The organism is Acinetobacter sp. UBA5984, from assembly GCF_002429925.1.
GTDB lineage: Bacteria > Pseudomonadota > Gammaproteobacteria > Pseudomonadales > Moraxellaceae > Acinetobacter > Acinetobacter variabilis.
On record NZ_DJBE01000039.1, the window covers coordinates 39,503 to 53,179 of the forward strand.

The 13,677-nt window shown below is 44.8% G+C and carries 11 protein-coding genes and 1 tRNA gene; 3 read left to right on the top strand and 9 right to left on the bottom strand.

All coding sequences use genetic code 11. The features are described 5' to 3' along the window. The first annotated feature begins 34 nt into the window (after positions 1-34). Both B3J29_RS05770 and B3J29_RS05775 read left to right on the top strand, forming a co-directional pair. The gene (locus tag B3J29_RS05770; RefSeq protein WP_286964592.1) at positions 35-2,344 is read left to right on the top strand and encodes a RelA/SpoT family protein; all 2,310 of its coding nucleotides are present in this window, start codon (positions 35-37) and stop codon (positions 2,342-2,344) included. A gap of 93 nt (positions 2,345-2,437) precedes the next feature. Further along, entirely contained in the window at positions 2,438-3,082 is a 645-nt protein-coding gene (locus tag B3J29_RS05775) for a hypothetical protein (protein ID WP_286964593.1), read from the top strand. A 60-nt stretch (positions 3,083-3,142) separates the two neighbouring features. On the opposite strand, the gene secF is transcribed toward B3J29_RS05775, so the two are convergent. The 8 genes from secF to queA all read right to left on the bottom strand — a co-directional run bounded on the left by secF (position 3,143) and on the right by queA (position 11,400). After that, the gene (gene secF, locus B3J29_RS05780) at positions 3,143-4,114 is read right to left on the bottom strand and encodes a protein translocase subunit SecF (RefSeq protein ID WP_005233894.1); all 972 of its coding nucleotides are present in this window, start codon (positions 4,112-4,114) and stop codon (positions 3,143-3,145) included. A gap of 10 nt (positions 4,115-4,124) precedes the next feature. After that, a complete protein-coding gene (gene secD, locus B3J29_RS05785; protein WP_286741030.1) occupies positions 4,125-6,023 on the bottom strand; it encodes a protein translocase subunit SecD in 1,899 nt (632 codons plus the stop codon). 52 nt (positions 6,024-6,075) lie between these two features. Further along, positions 6,076-6,405: a preprotein translocase subunit YajC gene (yajC, locus tag B3J29_RS05790; protein ID WP_004783613.1), complete on the bottom strand. Its 330-nt coding sequence runs from the start codon at positions 6,403-6,405 to the stop codon at positions 6,076-6,078. A 100-nt stretch (positions 6,406-6,505) separates the two neighbouring features. Then, on the bottom strand, positions 6,506-7,636 hold the full coding sequence (gene tgt, locus B3J29_RS05795; protein WP_286741032.1) for a tRNA guanosine(34) transglycosylase Tgt: 1,131 nt from the start codon (positions 7,634-7,636) through the stop codon (positions 6,506-6,508). Positions 7,637-7,758: 122 nt separating this feature from the next. Continuing rightward, positions 7,759-8,613, bottom strand: a complete 855-nt coding sequence (locus B3J29_RS05800) for a DUF4303 domain-containing protein (RefSeq protein WP_286964594.1) — start codon at positions 8,611-8,613, stop codon at positions 7,759-7,761. 110 nt (positions 8,614-8,723) lie between these two features. Then, positions 8,724-9,293, bottom strand: a complete 570-nt coding sequence (locus B3J29_RS05805; protein ID WP_286716323.1) for a LemA family protein — start codon at positions 9,291-9,293, stop codon at positions 8,724-8,726. Positions 9,294-9,318: 25 nt separating this feature from the next. Further along, entirely contained in the window at positions 9,319-10,347 is a 1,029-nt protein-coding gene (locus B3J29_RS05810; RefSeq protein WP_286964595.1) for a hypothetical protein, read from the bottom strand. An 18-nt stretch (positions 10,348-10,365) separates the two neighbouring features. Then, a complete protein-coding gene (gene queA / locus B3J29_RS05815; RefSeq protein WP_005233900.1) occupies positions 10,366-11,400 on the bottom strand; it encodes a tRNA preQ1(34) S-adenosylmethionine ribosyltransferase-isomerase QueA in 1,035 nt (344 codons plus the stop codon). A gap of 167 nt (positions 11,401-11,567) precedes the next feature. Here queA and B3J29_RS05820 point away from each other — a divergent pair. Further along, positions 11,568-11,654: transfer RNA gene (locus tag B3J29_RS05820), tRNA-Leu, on the top strand. A 265-nt stretch (positions 11,655-11,919) separates the two neighbouring features. On the opposite strand, the gene B3J29_RS05825 is transcribed toward B3J29_RS05820, so the two are convergent. Further along, positions 11,920-13,563, bottom strand: a complete 1,644-nt coding sequence (locus B3J29_RS05825) for an acyl-CoA synthetase (RefSeq protein WP_005233901.1) — start codon at positions 13,561-13,563, stop codon at positions 11,920-11,922. Between the last annotated feature and the right edge of the window lie 114 nt (positions 13,564-13,677).

Below are 13,677 nucleotides of genomic sequence, written 5' to 3' on the forward strand. Positions count from 1 at the left end.
AAAGAGATGATGTATCTAAAAGTAGGAGAAGGGTATGGTCACAGTACGTGAGCAACTGCCTGGGCGGCTCAATGAGTTGTCACAGGAGGCGACTGTAGAACATGCCGAACAAGCACAGCAGGATCTGACTGAATGGTTAGATCGGGTTCGTGGCATATTAGACGGGGCTCCCCTGAAGCAGCTCGAAGAAGTTGCCCGTTTAACCTTAGAAAAAGAGCTACAAAGTACGGTTCAGCATCGCTCTAATACCTTCTATACCGGTATTGAAATGGCGGATATTCTCGCGCATCTCTATGTTGATGAAGATACCTTGTCTGCTGCCATGCTTTACCGCGCAGTACGTGAAGGCGTCATGCCACTGGTAGAAGTGCAGGAAAAATTCGGTGAACAGGTCTACAGCCTGGTCAAAGGCACGCTGTCCATGGGTAAGCTGTCTGAGCTGATTGAAAAAAATAAACGCCTGGAAGACCACTTCAATAATAACCAGCGTGAGCACCTATCTGGCATTTACAAGATGCTGATTTCAGTGACAGAAGATGTCCGCGTCGTGTTAATCAAGCTGGCAGAACGTACCTATGCACTGCGTGAGCTGGCTAATTCTTCACGTGAACGGCAAGAACGGGTCGCACGAGAAATTCTCACCATTTATTCTCCTTTAGCGCATCGTCTCGGGATTGCCCAGCTGAAATGGGAACTCGAAGATCTAGCCTTCCGCTATCTGGCGCCGGAACGCTATAAAGAAATCGCCTCTTTGCTGAATGAAAAGCGTCTGGAACGCGAACAATATATTCAGTTCGTGATTGATAAATTGCGTGAAGAGCTGGCAGAACACGGCATTGAAGCTGAAATTAACGGCCGGGTGAAGCACATTTATTCGATCTATCGAAAAATGAAAAGCAAGAGCCTGAGCTTCGACCAGCTGTATGACATCCGTGCACTGCGTGTATTGGTGAAAAGTGTGCCTGAGTGTTATCACACGCTCGGGATCGTACATCAATTGTGGCGACATATCCCGCATCAGTTTGATGACTATATTACTAATCCGAAAGCCAATGGTTATCGCTCTTTACACACAGCTGTGATTGCGGAAAACAAGTCACTTGAAGTGCAGATTCGTACTTATACGATGCATGAAGAGGCCGAGCTTGGCGTATGCTCGCACTTCAACTATAAGGAAGGTTCGAAAAATACCGATACTTCCTTTAATCATCGTCTGCATTCCCTGCGTGCAGTGATTGAGCATTATCAAGAACGCAATGAAGCCAGTGCGCATAAAGATGAAGAAGAGGAAGTTGAAAATTTTGAACACATTCAAGATTTTGAAGGCTTCGAAAAAATCTATGTGTTCAGCCGTGATGGTGATATTAAAGAGTTGCCACGGGGGTCAACCGTACTCGACTTTGCCTATCACGTGCACACAGAAGTCGGCAACAAATGCTATGCGGCTCGGGTCAACCAGCGCTATGTGCCTTTAACCTATGCCTTGAAAACCGGGGAACAGGTCGAGATTCTGACCAAGAAAGACCGTGAACCAAATCGGGACTGGTTGGTCAATTCGCTGGGTTATATCAAGACTGCACGCGCCCGTGACAAGTTACGTCATTGGTTCCGTCAGCAAGATCGCAGTAAGAATCTGGAAGTGGGTCGTGAAATTCTGAATAAAGAATTGGCACGTCTGGCAATTCATCCAAAATCAATCGACTTGGGTGATTATTGCAACCATTTCAATGTGAAGAGTGGCGAAGATATTATGATTGGTCTGGTGAATGGTGATATTAGCCTGCATGCTCTGATCAATCAGGTCAATCGCCATATGCATCTGGATCAGGATGAGCCTGAACTGGTGCTGAAACCAGCCTTGAATCCGCGTGCCAGCCATACCTTGTCTGCACATGGTATTCTAATTGATGGTCTGGATAACGTTGAACTGCATGTAGCCCAGTGCTGTCAGCCGGTGCATGGTGAATCGATTGCGGGATATATTACCTTGAATCGCGGTGTAAGCATCCATAAGGTAGCTTGTCCGGATTATGTACGTATGATCAGCCAAGAACCGGAGCGTGCAGTAGAAGCCGACTGGGAAATGCAGCCGACTCGTGGCCAAAGTGTACAGATCGTGGTGGAAGCCTATGACCGTCGTGGTCTGCTCAAAGATCTGACTCAGGTGATTTTCTCGGATCAGATCAATATCCGTCAGGTAAATACTATTTCTGAAGCAGATGGTATTGCCAATATGAAACTGTTGATTGAAGTCAAAGGCTTGGCTCAACTTTCCAAACTATTGGCCCGTCTTGAACAGCAGCCGGGAATTATCAGTGCCCGCCGTCTGGTACAAGGCAACTGATTCTTTTTAGGCATGATTAGAAAAGCCTGCAATTCAATTGCGGGCTTTTTTGTTATAAGGTGTGCTGAAGAGAGAAAAGAGCAAATAATAAACATGAGTGCCACGGAAATATTTGAACTGAGACGAAATAATCTGGCCAAAGTGATTGATCAGTTGATTGATAGCCAGCAGTTTAAAAATGGCAAAGAGATTTGCGAGCATTTTGGTCTGTCTGCAGCCTATATTACCCAGCTATTGAACAGTAAGCGCCAGATTGGAGAAAAGGCTGCACGCGAGCTGGAACAGCAACTGAGTTTAGAAAGTTTAATATTGGATCGTGCTCAAGCACCTGTCATTGAAATGGCATCTAGTCCTGTAAAAATAACTTTGTTCCAGATGCAGGTTGTTGAGCAGCAAGCCTTTAAAATGGAAGTTATAGATTCGGCAGAAAATCTTGTATCTTGGTTGAAATTGGAACCTCAGCATTATGCCATTCAGGTCACAGGACAGTATTATTTTCCGAGCCTAAAAGCAGGCTGGTGGTTGGTCTGTGATGAGCAAGCTGATTTACAGCCATCTGGCTTGATGTGTCTTTATTTAATTAATGGACTGCAACTCATTGTGGAGCTGATTTCGGAAAGCCAAGACAGCTATCAGATCCAAAGTCTGGATGAAAGCCGCAAGGTCAGTTTCCAGAAATCTGATGTAGCTAAAATCCATCCTGTAATTGCCATCGTGCCTCCGCAGCAATTTTCTTAGACCAGAAATAATTCAGCCCATCATAAGATGGGCTGAATAGTGAAATTGAAAACGGGCAGCTTATGGAAGCTGATTTTCGTCTTCAAACTCTGGTTTCACCTGAACAATAAAGTCCTGACGATTCAGACCGCGCCACAGGGCGAAGGCTGTACCGATATAGATCGAAGAATAGGTACCGACAAAGACACCTACAAACATCGCAATCGAGAACCATTTCAGGCCAGCACCGCCCATGATCATCATGGCCACTACAACCAGTAATAAAGTCATAGAAGTATGAATGGTACGGCGTAAGGTTTCAGTCAAGGCAATATTGATAATTTCAACAGGTTCGGCACCCCGGATCTTACGGAAGTTCTCACGAATACGGTCAGAAACCACGATGTTATCGTTGAGTGAGAAACCGATGATCGCCAGTACGGCTGCCAAAACAGTAAGGTCAAACGGCCACTGCATCATGGCAAAGATACCAATCGTCACCACGATATCGTGGAACAATGACAGTACAGCACCCATCGCCAGTTTGAACTCAAAGCGGATAGTGACATAGACCAGCATTAGCAACAGGGCAAGGGCAACTGCACCCGCAGAACGCACATACAGCTCGTTACCGACCTGTCCACCGACTACATCGACCTTAGGCACCTGAGCTGCATTGCCGGGCAGCTGAACGGCTGCGGTAATGGCTTTGGTAAGGTCTTCTGCTTCAATATCTTCCTGAACCGGCATACGTACCATCAGGTCACGTTCCGAGCCCAGAGTCTGCACGACCGCATCATCAAAGCCAGCTTTGCTGAGTGCCTGAGTCACATCTTCCGATTTTACTGGATTGGTATAGTTCAGCTCTGCTGATACACCACCGGTAAAGTCCAGACCGAGGTTCAAGCCTTTGGTCGCAATAAAGAAGATGCTGGCAACCGTCAGGATGATAGAGAACACTGCTGCAGGCAATGCAATCTTCATAAACGGAATGATACGTTCATCTTCAGGGCGACCGTACTGTTTCTGATTCAGTTGAGTATTTTCAGTCATCGTCGATCTCCTAAATGCTCAACTTTTTCAAGTTACGTTTTTTGCCATAGATGATCTGTACGATCGCACGGGTTACGGTAATCGCCGTAAACATTGAGCAGACAATACCAATCATCAGGGTGACAGCAAAGCCTTTGATCGGACCGGTACCAATTGCGAACAGAATGAACGCTACCAAGAAGGTAGTTAAGTTCGAATCGAAAATGGTGTTATAGGCCCGATCATAACCGGCCACAATTGCCTGTTTCGGCGAGGCGCCCCATTTCATTTCTTCCCGTATCCGCTCACAGATCAATACGTTGGCATCGACCGCCATACCGATGGTAATTACGATACCGGCAATACCCGGCAGGGTGAGGGAAGCACCAATCCATGACATGACAGTCAGAATCATTGCCAGGTTAACGACCAGTGCGAAGTTGGCAATGACACCGAATAGACGGAAGAATACGACCATCCATATTGCAACTAAGATGAAACCGATTTGAGTCGACAATACGCCTTTATCAATATTTTCCTGACCCAGACTTGGACCAATCACACGTTCTTCAACGAAATACATAGGCGCAGCCAGCGCACCGGCACGTAGCATCAAGGCAAGCTCAGAAGCTTCCTGAGGTGAGTCCAGACCGGTAATACGGAATTGAGAACCCAATACTGCCTGAATGGTTGCAGCGTTAATCACCACAGATTCAGTATATGGTGTACGCACTTCAGTTTGTGCACCAGTTGCCGGGTCCTCTACGTAGCTGATCTTTTGCTTGTTCTCGATGAACAGTACCGCCATACGTTTGCCTACGGCATTACGTGTGGCATCTGCCATCAATTTACCGCCAGCGCTGTCCAAAGTAATATTAACTTCAGCACCGCCAGTATCCTGACTAAAGCCAGAAGATGCATTTTGTACACGTTCACCGGTCAAAATACGGTTACGGTTCAGCAATAACTGACGACCACTGTCCAGAGATTCATAAGCAAATGCCTGAGTACCTGCTGGAGCTGTACCATTTAATTGACCAGTATAAGGATCGATGTATTGATCATTCAGATCAGACACCAGACGGAATTCCAGGTTCGCTGTACGACCCAAGACACGTTTTGCTTCTGCGGTATCCTGTACACCCGGTAGTTCAACCACAATACGGTTGCTGCCTTGGGTTTGTACCAATGCTTCAGCCACACCTAACTCGTTAATACGGTTACGTAAAGTAGTTAAGTTCTGGTTCACCGCATAAGATTCGATTTCTTGCTTACGCGTATCGGTATAGTTGAGGCGTAAAGTCGAACCGGTTTCAGTCGCCACGGCCTGCTGGTTGAATTCATTGCCATTACGGCGCAAGAAATCCATGACAGCAGCACGATCATCATTATTGGCAAACTGCACAACAATGGTGTTGTTGCTTAAATTCAGGCTATTGAATTTCAAGTTGTTATCACGCAGCTGGCGACGCAGGTCAGTTGCAGAGGTGTCCATGCGCTGTGCAATCGCCTTGTCCATATCCACTTCAAGCAGGAAGTGAACACCACCACGTAAGTCCAGACCCAGTTTCATTGGTTTGGCACCAATTTTCTGTAGCCATTCTGGGGTGGTTGGAGCAAGGTTAAGTGCTACGACGTATTCATCACCTAAACCACGGCGTAAAGCTTCTTTGGCTTTCAGCTGTGCTTCACTTGAATCTACACGTAATAAAGCAGCGTTATTACTAAAGCTATTGTCGTGAGTTGCAATATTTTCAGTTGTTAAAATCTGCTCTGCTTTTTGTACGATGCCTGCGTCAATCTGAGTACCGGCTTTGGCACCCGAAATCTGTACAGCAGGTTCATCTGGATACAAACTTGGCAGGGCATATAAAGTACTGACCACCAGGACAACCAGGATCAGCACATATTTCCATGCTGGGTAACGCATTCGTTTTCTTCTTAAAATGAAAAAGTCGTGCGGGGAGCACGACTAATTTTGATTAAATGTTATTTAAAGTGCCTTCAGGCAGAACTGAGATCACACTCGCACGTTGAACTTTGACTTCTACACCGCGGCTCAGCTCAACGACTGCGAAATCACCCTCAATTTTAGTGATTTTGCCCATTAAGCCGCCTGCAAAAACGACTTCGCTGCCTACGCCAAGGCTGTCAACCAGAGCACGGTGCTCTTTGGCACGTTTTGATTGAGGGCGCCAGATCAAGAAATAGAAGATTGCAACAAAAACCGCAATCATCAAAAGGTTAGCCATCAAGCTCGGTTGTTGTGCAGCTTCACCTGCAGCGTGAGCAGTCGAAATAAATAGGCTCATTTCATTTTCCTAAAATAAAAAACTGGTGATCAACTTGATAATAAATTGACATATTCTTGCAATTTACCCTGTCTTTTTCCTCAGCGCAAATGCTGAAAGATTAATCTTGTGGACAAGGTGGAACTTCCAGGCCACGACGAGCGTAAAAGTCCTGAACAAATTCATCAAAAGTTCCGTTATCCAGCGCGTTGCGGATATCTTCGGTAAAACGCTGGTAATAACGCAGGTTATGGATGGTACCGAGCATAGAACCTAGCATTTCTCCACATTTCTCTAAATGGAACAGATAGGCGCGGGTAAAGTTCTGACAGGTATAGCAGTCGCAATGTGGATCAAGCGGACTTTGATCATGACGATATTGGCTGTTACGGATACGCACCAGACCATCGGTCACGAAATAATGACCGTTACGTGCATTTCGGGTTGGCATAACGCAGTCGAACATGTCTACACCACGGCGGATACCTTCAACGATATCTTCCGGTTTGCCGACACCCATCAGGTAGCGCGGTTTACTTTCCGGCATTTTGTTCGGAAGATAATCCAGCACCTTGATCATTTCTTCTTTCGGTTCACCGACAGACAGACCGCCAATCGCATAACCGTCGAAGTCAATCTCAAGCAGGCCTTTTAAGGATTCATCACGCAGGTCTTCATACATCCCGCCCTGAATAATCCCGAACAGGGCATTTTTATTTTTGAGTTCATCATGATGATGCTTCTTGCAGCGCTCAGCCCAACGTAAAGACAGCTGCAAAGATTTTTGCGCTTCTTCATGGGTCGCTGGATAAGGCGTACATTCATCAAAAATCATCACGATATCGGAGTTCAGCGTATGCTGAATTTCCATCGAAATTTCAGGTGAAAGGAAAACTTTTGAACCATCGATCGGGGAGCGGAAGGTCACGCCTTTTTCTTCAATCTTGCGCATTGCACCCAGACTGAAGACCTGGAAGCCGCCTGAGTCAGTCAGAATCGGTTTGTCCCATTTCATGAAACCGTGCAGGCCACCATGCTGCTTGATGACTTCAAGACCCGGGCGCAGGTACAAGTGGAAGGTATTACCGAGGATAATCTGCGCTTTAATGCCTTCAACATCACGTGGCAACATGCCTTTGACGGTGCCATAAGTACCAACTGGCATAAAGACGGGTGTCTCTACTACGCCATGTTCAAGCGTTAAACGACCACGACGGGCACGACCCGACTGACCTAATTTTTCAAACTTCATAAGAGTTCCAAATCAAGGCGAAAAAACAGTTCGCTGATTACTAATGCGAATTAAAGGGCGCTATTTTCCTTGATTCTGACCTTAAACGCCAGCATTGTAGAGAATTCACTCTGTAATTTTATTTATCGATGAATAGGGGAAATATCAGGTGAAAGAGGTGAATTTGCAGAAAACTGCTGTAAACGCTGCATGATTTCTTCCCGGCTCAAGGCACAGCTACCATCGGGTTCAGCCGCCATGGCAGCAATATGCTGGATCAGTTTTTGGATATAGATATTGCTGTTGACAAAATAAGATTCCAGCGTCAGTAAATAGGCATCCTGCGCCACTTGCAAATAGTCATAAGGCTCTATCGTGAGCATTTGTTCCAGGTCGATCAGGATGTCTTTGTCACTTTGCGAGAGTTTTAAACGCTTATTGACTGTCGATTGAGACAGGGTCTGTCTGGAAGCTAAAAAGTCCTGCAATAAGCGACTGTCAGAATTGAGTTCAAGTGCCGATTGGCATTCACATTCGGGTTGGGGCGGAACGCTGAGGAAAAAAATAATCGAATCTAGATCCAGACCATAAGCTTCAGATAGTTTATGTTTGGTTTGCTTAAAAGTTTCTAGCAGTAAATCCAAGTGAGTAGCAGGAATCTGTTTTTGCTGGGCTAAGACAGGATGGCCAAAACTATGCTGGGTTGTAAAATACTCTGCCAGCAAAGTTTTAAAAGGCACGAGTTCAGATTGTGAAGAGCTTTGGCTTTTATAGCGCCATTTTCGTACATTCCAGCGATCCCGTTCGGCCAGATATTGCTGTGGATCTTCAGGGTCCTGAAAAAAGCTACGTTCTGTGGAAATCGCCAGATCATCCAGCAGTAAAAATTCATCAAAGACCAGACTACAGGCATAGATTTCATCATCCTGATAGCGGTCATACAGCTGATAAAAGTCCTTGACCAGCATCTGTTGCAAGTGTTCTAAATAATCCAGCATGATTTTTTATTCTTTTTATTAGGTTTTATAAGTGTATTGCTTTATCTCTCGCTATTTCATCATAAGCCAATGGATTGCAAATCTAAAACTATAAAATGTAATGATTTTTCTCAGTGGAAGTTTGGACGATAGTCAAAGTTCTGACTCACGGTCTGGTCACGGAAAGGGCGTACTGCTTTCTTTTTGAGAAACATGTTATTGATAATATTATGCGGGAAAATCTGGATCTGATTATTGAAGAGTTCGACATTACGGTTGTAGATGGTAATCGCAGCACCGACATTTTCATTCTGTTCTTCAATTTCATTCATCATTTTCAGGTAAATGTCATTTGCTTTTAGTTCAGGGTAGTTTTCAATCACCACATTCAGGCTGCGCATCAGTTCTTTATTTAGGTTTTCAACCCGTTGTAACTGGGCAATATCGGCATCCTGAATATTCAGGTTCATAATGTTCTGGCGCAGTTCAGTAACTTTCTCTAAAGTCCCTTTTTCAAAACTGGAATATTGCTCAACCAGAGGTTGCAGACCATCCAGGATTTTTAGTTTTTGCCGTTCATAACTGGCGACATCGGACCATGCACGAATAGTGGAGTTATGATGGCGCACAATGCTGTTACGAATCATGATAATGGCAATAATGACCAAAAGCGGGATAATGACAAAAACGAAAAATCCCATAAAAGTAACCCCCAGAAAAAAATAATTATTTTAAAAATTGTGTCAGATCAGTACGTAACTTTTCCAACTCTATTAATTTAAACGTTCTGAGATGGCCACGCAATGTGGAAATATCGGTAATTTTATGGTGTTTACTGGATACCTGAAATAAATCATGTGGTCCCAGATAGCAGAGCATATGGCTTTCTGGATGAAACAGTAAATCGCCCTGACGCTGCTCAAAAAAGTCCGCCAGTCGAAGTACAAAACCAGGCGTGAGCAGTTTCGCCATTTGCATCGGATCGCTGCCAAAGAAATTTAATTTCTGGTTGGTGCGAATGTCGCTGCTGTGCCAAGGATAAGCATAAGGATAATGAAATTTTTTTCTGGAGGTAGTCACGGCTAGCCCCTGAATCTGAACATCAAAAACAAATACCCCCCAAAGGTCTTTATGTACCTGGGTCAGTTTGACCGGTTGACCTTCCTTATTGCGTACCTGAACTTCATGCACATAATGATATTGAAAGACCAGAACCTGATGTTGTTGACCATCTTCATCTTCCCAGACAGTGCTGGCATAGCGTGAAATTTCATTACTCAGAGAGCCTTGATTAAATACCGGGAACAGACGTTTTAAATGGTTAATAAAATGTACGGGATTGAGTGGAATCGAGATATGTTGTGGCTGCTTCTGAAAAGCCAGCTGGTATTTTTTGGCGAGCGCCTCATCTTCCAGATAGCGAATGACTTCATCCAGTGGCTTTCGATGTTCATAGCTGATATAAGCCCAGAATACCAGTAGGCATCCAAAGAAAACACCGATTTGCATCCAGATATTAGCAGGCGCTACAAAAATGCAACCAATCAGAAAGAGTCCGATTCCGGCCAGAGCAAGCGGTAAATTATTTTCAAATTTTAAGCTAATTGGGCCGTTCCATGGATGCAAGCCATCCAATAATTCCTGATGGCTTTTGGCCTGACGACCCAGATCCCAGAGCCGGGCGATGTTGCGAAACACTACTGCATTTTTCTTGCGTCGAATATGAATGGAGTGCTGCACAGACTCGATCGGCATCGGGAGGGTTCCTGCTGATTATTGCGCTTGATCAATTAGCATGGCATCGCCATAACTGAAGAAGCGGTATTTGCTTTCAACCGCATGTTTGTAAGCATTCAGGATATTTTCGCGATTAGATAGAGCTGAAACCAGCATGAGCAGGGTAGATTCCGGTAAATGGAAGTTGGTGATTAGACGATCCACCACTTTGAATTCATAACCCGGATAGATGAAGATTTGAGTATCACCGGTCCAGCCTTTTAGTTCACCACCATTGGCCTGAGCCGCACTTTCGGTCGCACGGGTTGCGGTCGTCCCCACAGCAATCACTTTATTGCCGCGCGCTTTGGTGGCTTTGATCAGCTCCATAGATTCATCCGATACCTGACACCATTCGCTGTGCATGATGTGATTTTCGATATCATTGGTACGAACCGGCAGGAATGTACCTGCACCGACATGTAAGGTCACAAAGGTTTTCTGAATGCCTTTTTCTTCCAGTTTTTTCAGCAACTCTTCATCGAAATGCAGCGAAGCGGTAGGAGCAGCAACACTGGCCAGTTTAGTTGGATCATTAAAGACAGTCTGATATCGAACCGTATCAATTTCTTCTGCTTCACGATTGAAATAGGGGGGAATTGGCAGTGCGCCGTATTTGTCTAGAACATCTAAAATCGGCTGAGAAAATTCGACAATAAACAGATTTTCATGACGGCCTTGAACGGTGACTTTAACTTCATCTGGACCAATAAATAATTCTGCACCGGCTTTGGGTGTATTGCTGGCCTTGATATGACAATGCGCAATGAACTGATCCATCATACGCTCAACCAGTAATTCAACTGCACCACCAGAGGCACGTTTACCTTTCAGGCGCGCTTTCATCACTTTGGTATCGTTCAGAACCAGCAAATCGCCTTCATTCAATAAATCCAAAATATCGGTGAACTGGTGATCGTGATATTGGCCTTGTGCATCAAGGTGTAACAGGAGAGAAGCACTACGTTGTTCAAGAGGATAGCGAGCAATCAGCTCATCAGGGAGATCGAAACTAAAATCAGAAAGTTGCATGACAATTTACGATAAAAAAACTGCGGCTAGTATAAACTTTTTTCTTTTTTATGGCGGGAATTGCTCGATTATAAAACAAAAAAATAAGAATTGTTTTAAAATTAGGCAAATGTGTTTTTTCTGCGTTGACAAGTTTTTGAAACAGAGTAATATAGCCGTCATCCACTCCCGAGGTGGTGAAATTGGTAGACGCGGCGGACTCAAAATCCGCTGTCAGAGATGACGTGTCGGTTCGAGTCCGACCCTCGGGACCAAGATTTTGAAAAACCCCAAGCGTATTAAGTCTTGGGGTTTTTTATTGCCTAAAAATAAGCATGTGGATGCGAACTTCTTTGATGGATCGCATTCTTTATCTTTAATTTGGTAAGGCATCTCTCAGAATAAGTACCTTAATCAGCACTTAAATACACTAATTGTCTTTATTCTGAATATAAAAAAAGCCCCACTCACCAAATTTTTCTTTCTCAATATTAAAAAAGAAATTTCAGGAGTAGGGCTGGATGCTAGGGTCTTAATAAATTAAGAAAATTCACCTTGAGAGCGTTCTTTAGCCCAGTCACGCAGGATAAATTTCTGCAATTTCCCGGTTGAAGTTTTTGGAATCTCGGTAATCACCACATCTTTAGGTACTTTAAAACGCGCCAGATGTTGCTTGCAGAATTCGATAATCTCTTCTGCTGTAGCAGTTTGTCCTGCTTTCAGTTCGACAAAGGCACATGGTACTTCCTGCCAGCGTGGATCTGGTTTTGCCACCACGGCTGCCGTGAGAATAGCAGGATGCTGATAGAGCACTTCTTCCACTTCCAGCGATGAAATGTTTTCACCACCTGAAATAATCACGTCCTTAGAGCGGTCGGTAATTTTTGCATAACCATCAGGTTGGCATACTGCCAGATCGCCAGTATGGAACCAGCCACCAGCAAAGGCTTCTGCAGTTGCTTCCGGGTTCTTTAAATAACCTTTCATGACGATGTTGCCACGGAACATGATTTCCCCCATGGTCTGACCATCATGTGGCACTTCCTGCATAGTGTCAGGATCAAGCACTTTCATGCCGTCTTGCAGTGGATATGGTACACCTTGACGAGAATGCAGTTGTGCTTGTTCCTGAATCGACAGGTCTGACCAGCCTGCCTGAGACGCACAGAGCGCAGAAGGGCCGTAGGTCTCAGTTAGACCATAGACGTGAGTCACATTGATACCGATATTGCGCATGCCCTCAATGATTGCAGCAGGAGGCGCAGCACCGGCTACCATCACTTCGACACGATGATCAAACTTGGTCTTTTTCTCTTCAGGAGTATTGATCAGCATAGACAGTACAATTGGTGCACCGCAGAAATAATCCACTTTATGTTCAGCAATGAGTTTAAAGATCAGTTCCGGATCAACCTTGCGTAAGCAGACGTTCGTACCACCATTGGCTGCCATGGTCCAGGCAAAACACCAGCCATTACAGTGGAACAGCGGTAAGGTCCATAAGTAAGTGGCACGCGGCATCATGCCACAAGCAATGATATTACTGGCTGCGTTAATATAAGCGCCACGGTGATGGTAAACCACGCCTTTCGGGTTGCCTGTGGTTCCAGAAGTGTAGTTCAGGCTAATCGCATTCCATTCATCATCCGGTAAATGCCATTCAAAATTGGTATCGCCTTGAGCCAACCAGTCTTCATATTCAATTTGGCCGATACGGGTGTCTTCCCCCTCGAATTCTTCATCAGCCACATCAATCACATAAATGTCTTGCTGTGGAATTAATGCCAAAGCTTCTGTTGCAACTGCAGAAAATTCTGGATCGACCAGCAGTACTTTAGTCTCAGCATGTTCCAGCATGAACGCCAACGTTTTGGCATCCAGACGGGTATTTAAAGTATTCAGGACCGCACCCGCCATTGGCACAGCAAAGTGTGCTTCAATCATTGCAGGTACGTTTGGCAATAAAACTGAAACGGTATCATTTTTACCGATGCCTAAATTTTGGAGTTGGTGGGCAAACTGACGGCAACGATTGTATTTTTCACGCCAGGTAATACGACGCTTACCATGAATGATCGCGTTTTGATTCGGGTAGATATAAGCCGCGCGATCGAGATAGCGCAAAGGTGACAGCGCTACAAAATTGGCAGGGGTGCGCGGTAATTCATCGTATGCCTTAACCATTGTAAAACTCCGTTCTATATTTATTTTTCATATCCTGTTAAAAAAGATATGCAATTCTTGGAAGTCTTGCAGTTATGCTTTAGTCGAGTGAGAATGCATAATTTTAAAAAATTA

What these genes read in the sequence shown, in the direction of transcription:
- B3J29_RS05770 (WP_286964592.1), top strand. Translation starts at nt 35, where the DNA reads ATGGTCACAGTACGTGAGCAACTGCCTGGGCGGCTCAATGAGTTGTCA.
- B3J29_RS05775 (WP_286964593.1), top strand. Translation starts at nt 2,438, where the DNA reads ATGAGTGCCACGGAAATATTTGAACTGAGACGAAATAATCTGGCCAAA.
- secF (WP_005233894.1), bottom strand. Translation starts at nt 4,114, where the DNA reads ATGACTGAAAATACTCAACTGAATCAGAAACAGTACGGTCGCCCTGAA.
- secD (WP_286741030.1), bottom strand. Translation starts at nt 6,023, where the DNA reads ATGCGTTACCCAGCATGGAAATATGTGCTGATCCTGGTTGTCCTGGTG.
- yajC (WP_004783613.1), bottom strand. Translation starts at nt 6,405, where the DNA reads ATGAGCCTATTTATTTCGACTGCTCACGCTGCAGGTGAAGCTGCACAA.
- tgt (WP_286741032.1), bottom strand. Translation starts at nt 7,636, where the DNA reads ATGAAGTTTGAAAAATTAGGTCAGTCGGGTCGTGCCCGTCGTGGTCGT.
- B3J29_RS05800 (WP_286964594.1), bottom strand. Translation starts at nt 8,613, where the DNA reads ATGCTGGATTATTTAGAACACTTGCAACAGATGCTGGTCAAGGACTTT.
- B3J29_RS05805 (WP_286716323.1), bottom strand. Translation starts at nt 9,293, where the DNA reads ATGGGATTTTTCGTTTTTGTCATTATCCCGCTTTTGGTCATTATTGCC.
- B3J29_RS05810 (WP_286964595.1), bottom strand. Translation starts at nt 10,347, where the DNA reads ATGCCGATCGAGTCTGTGCAGCACTCCATTCATATTCGACGCAAGAAA.
- queA (WP_005233900.1), bottom strand. Translation starts at nt 11,400, where the DNA reads ATGCAACTTTCTGATTTTAGTTTCGATCTCCCTGATGAGCTGATTGCT.
- B3J29_RS05825 (WP_005233901.1), bottom strand. Translation starts at nt 13,563, where the DNA reads ATGGTTAAGGCATACGATGAATTACCGCGCACCCCTGCCAATTTTGTA.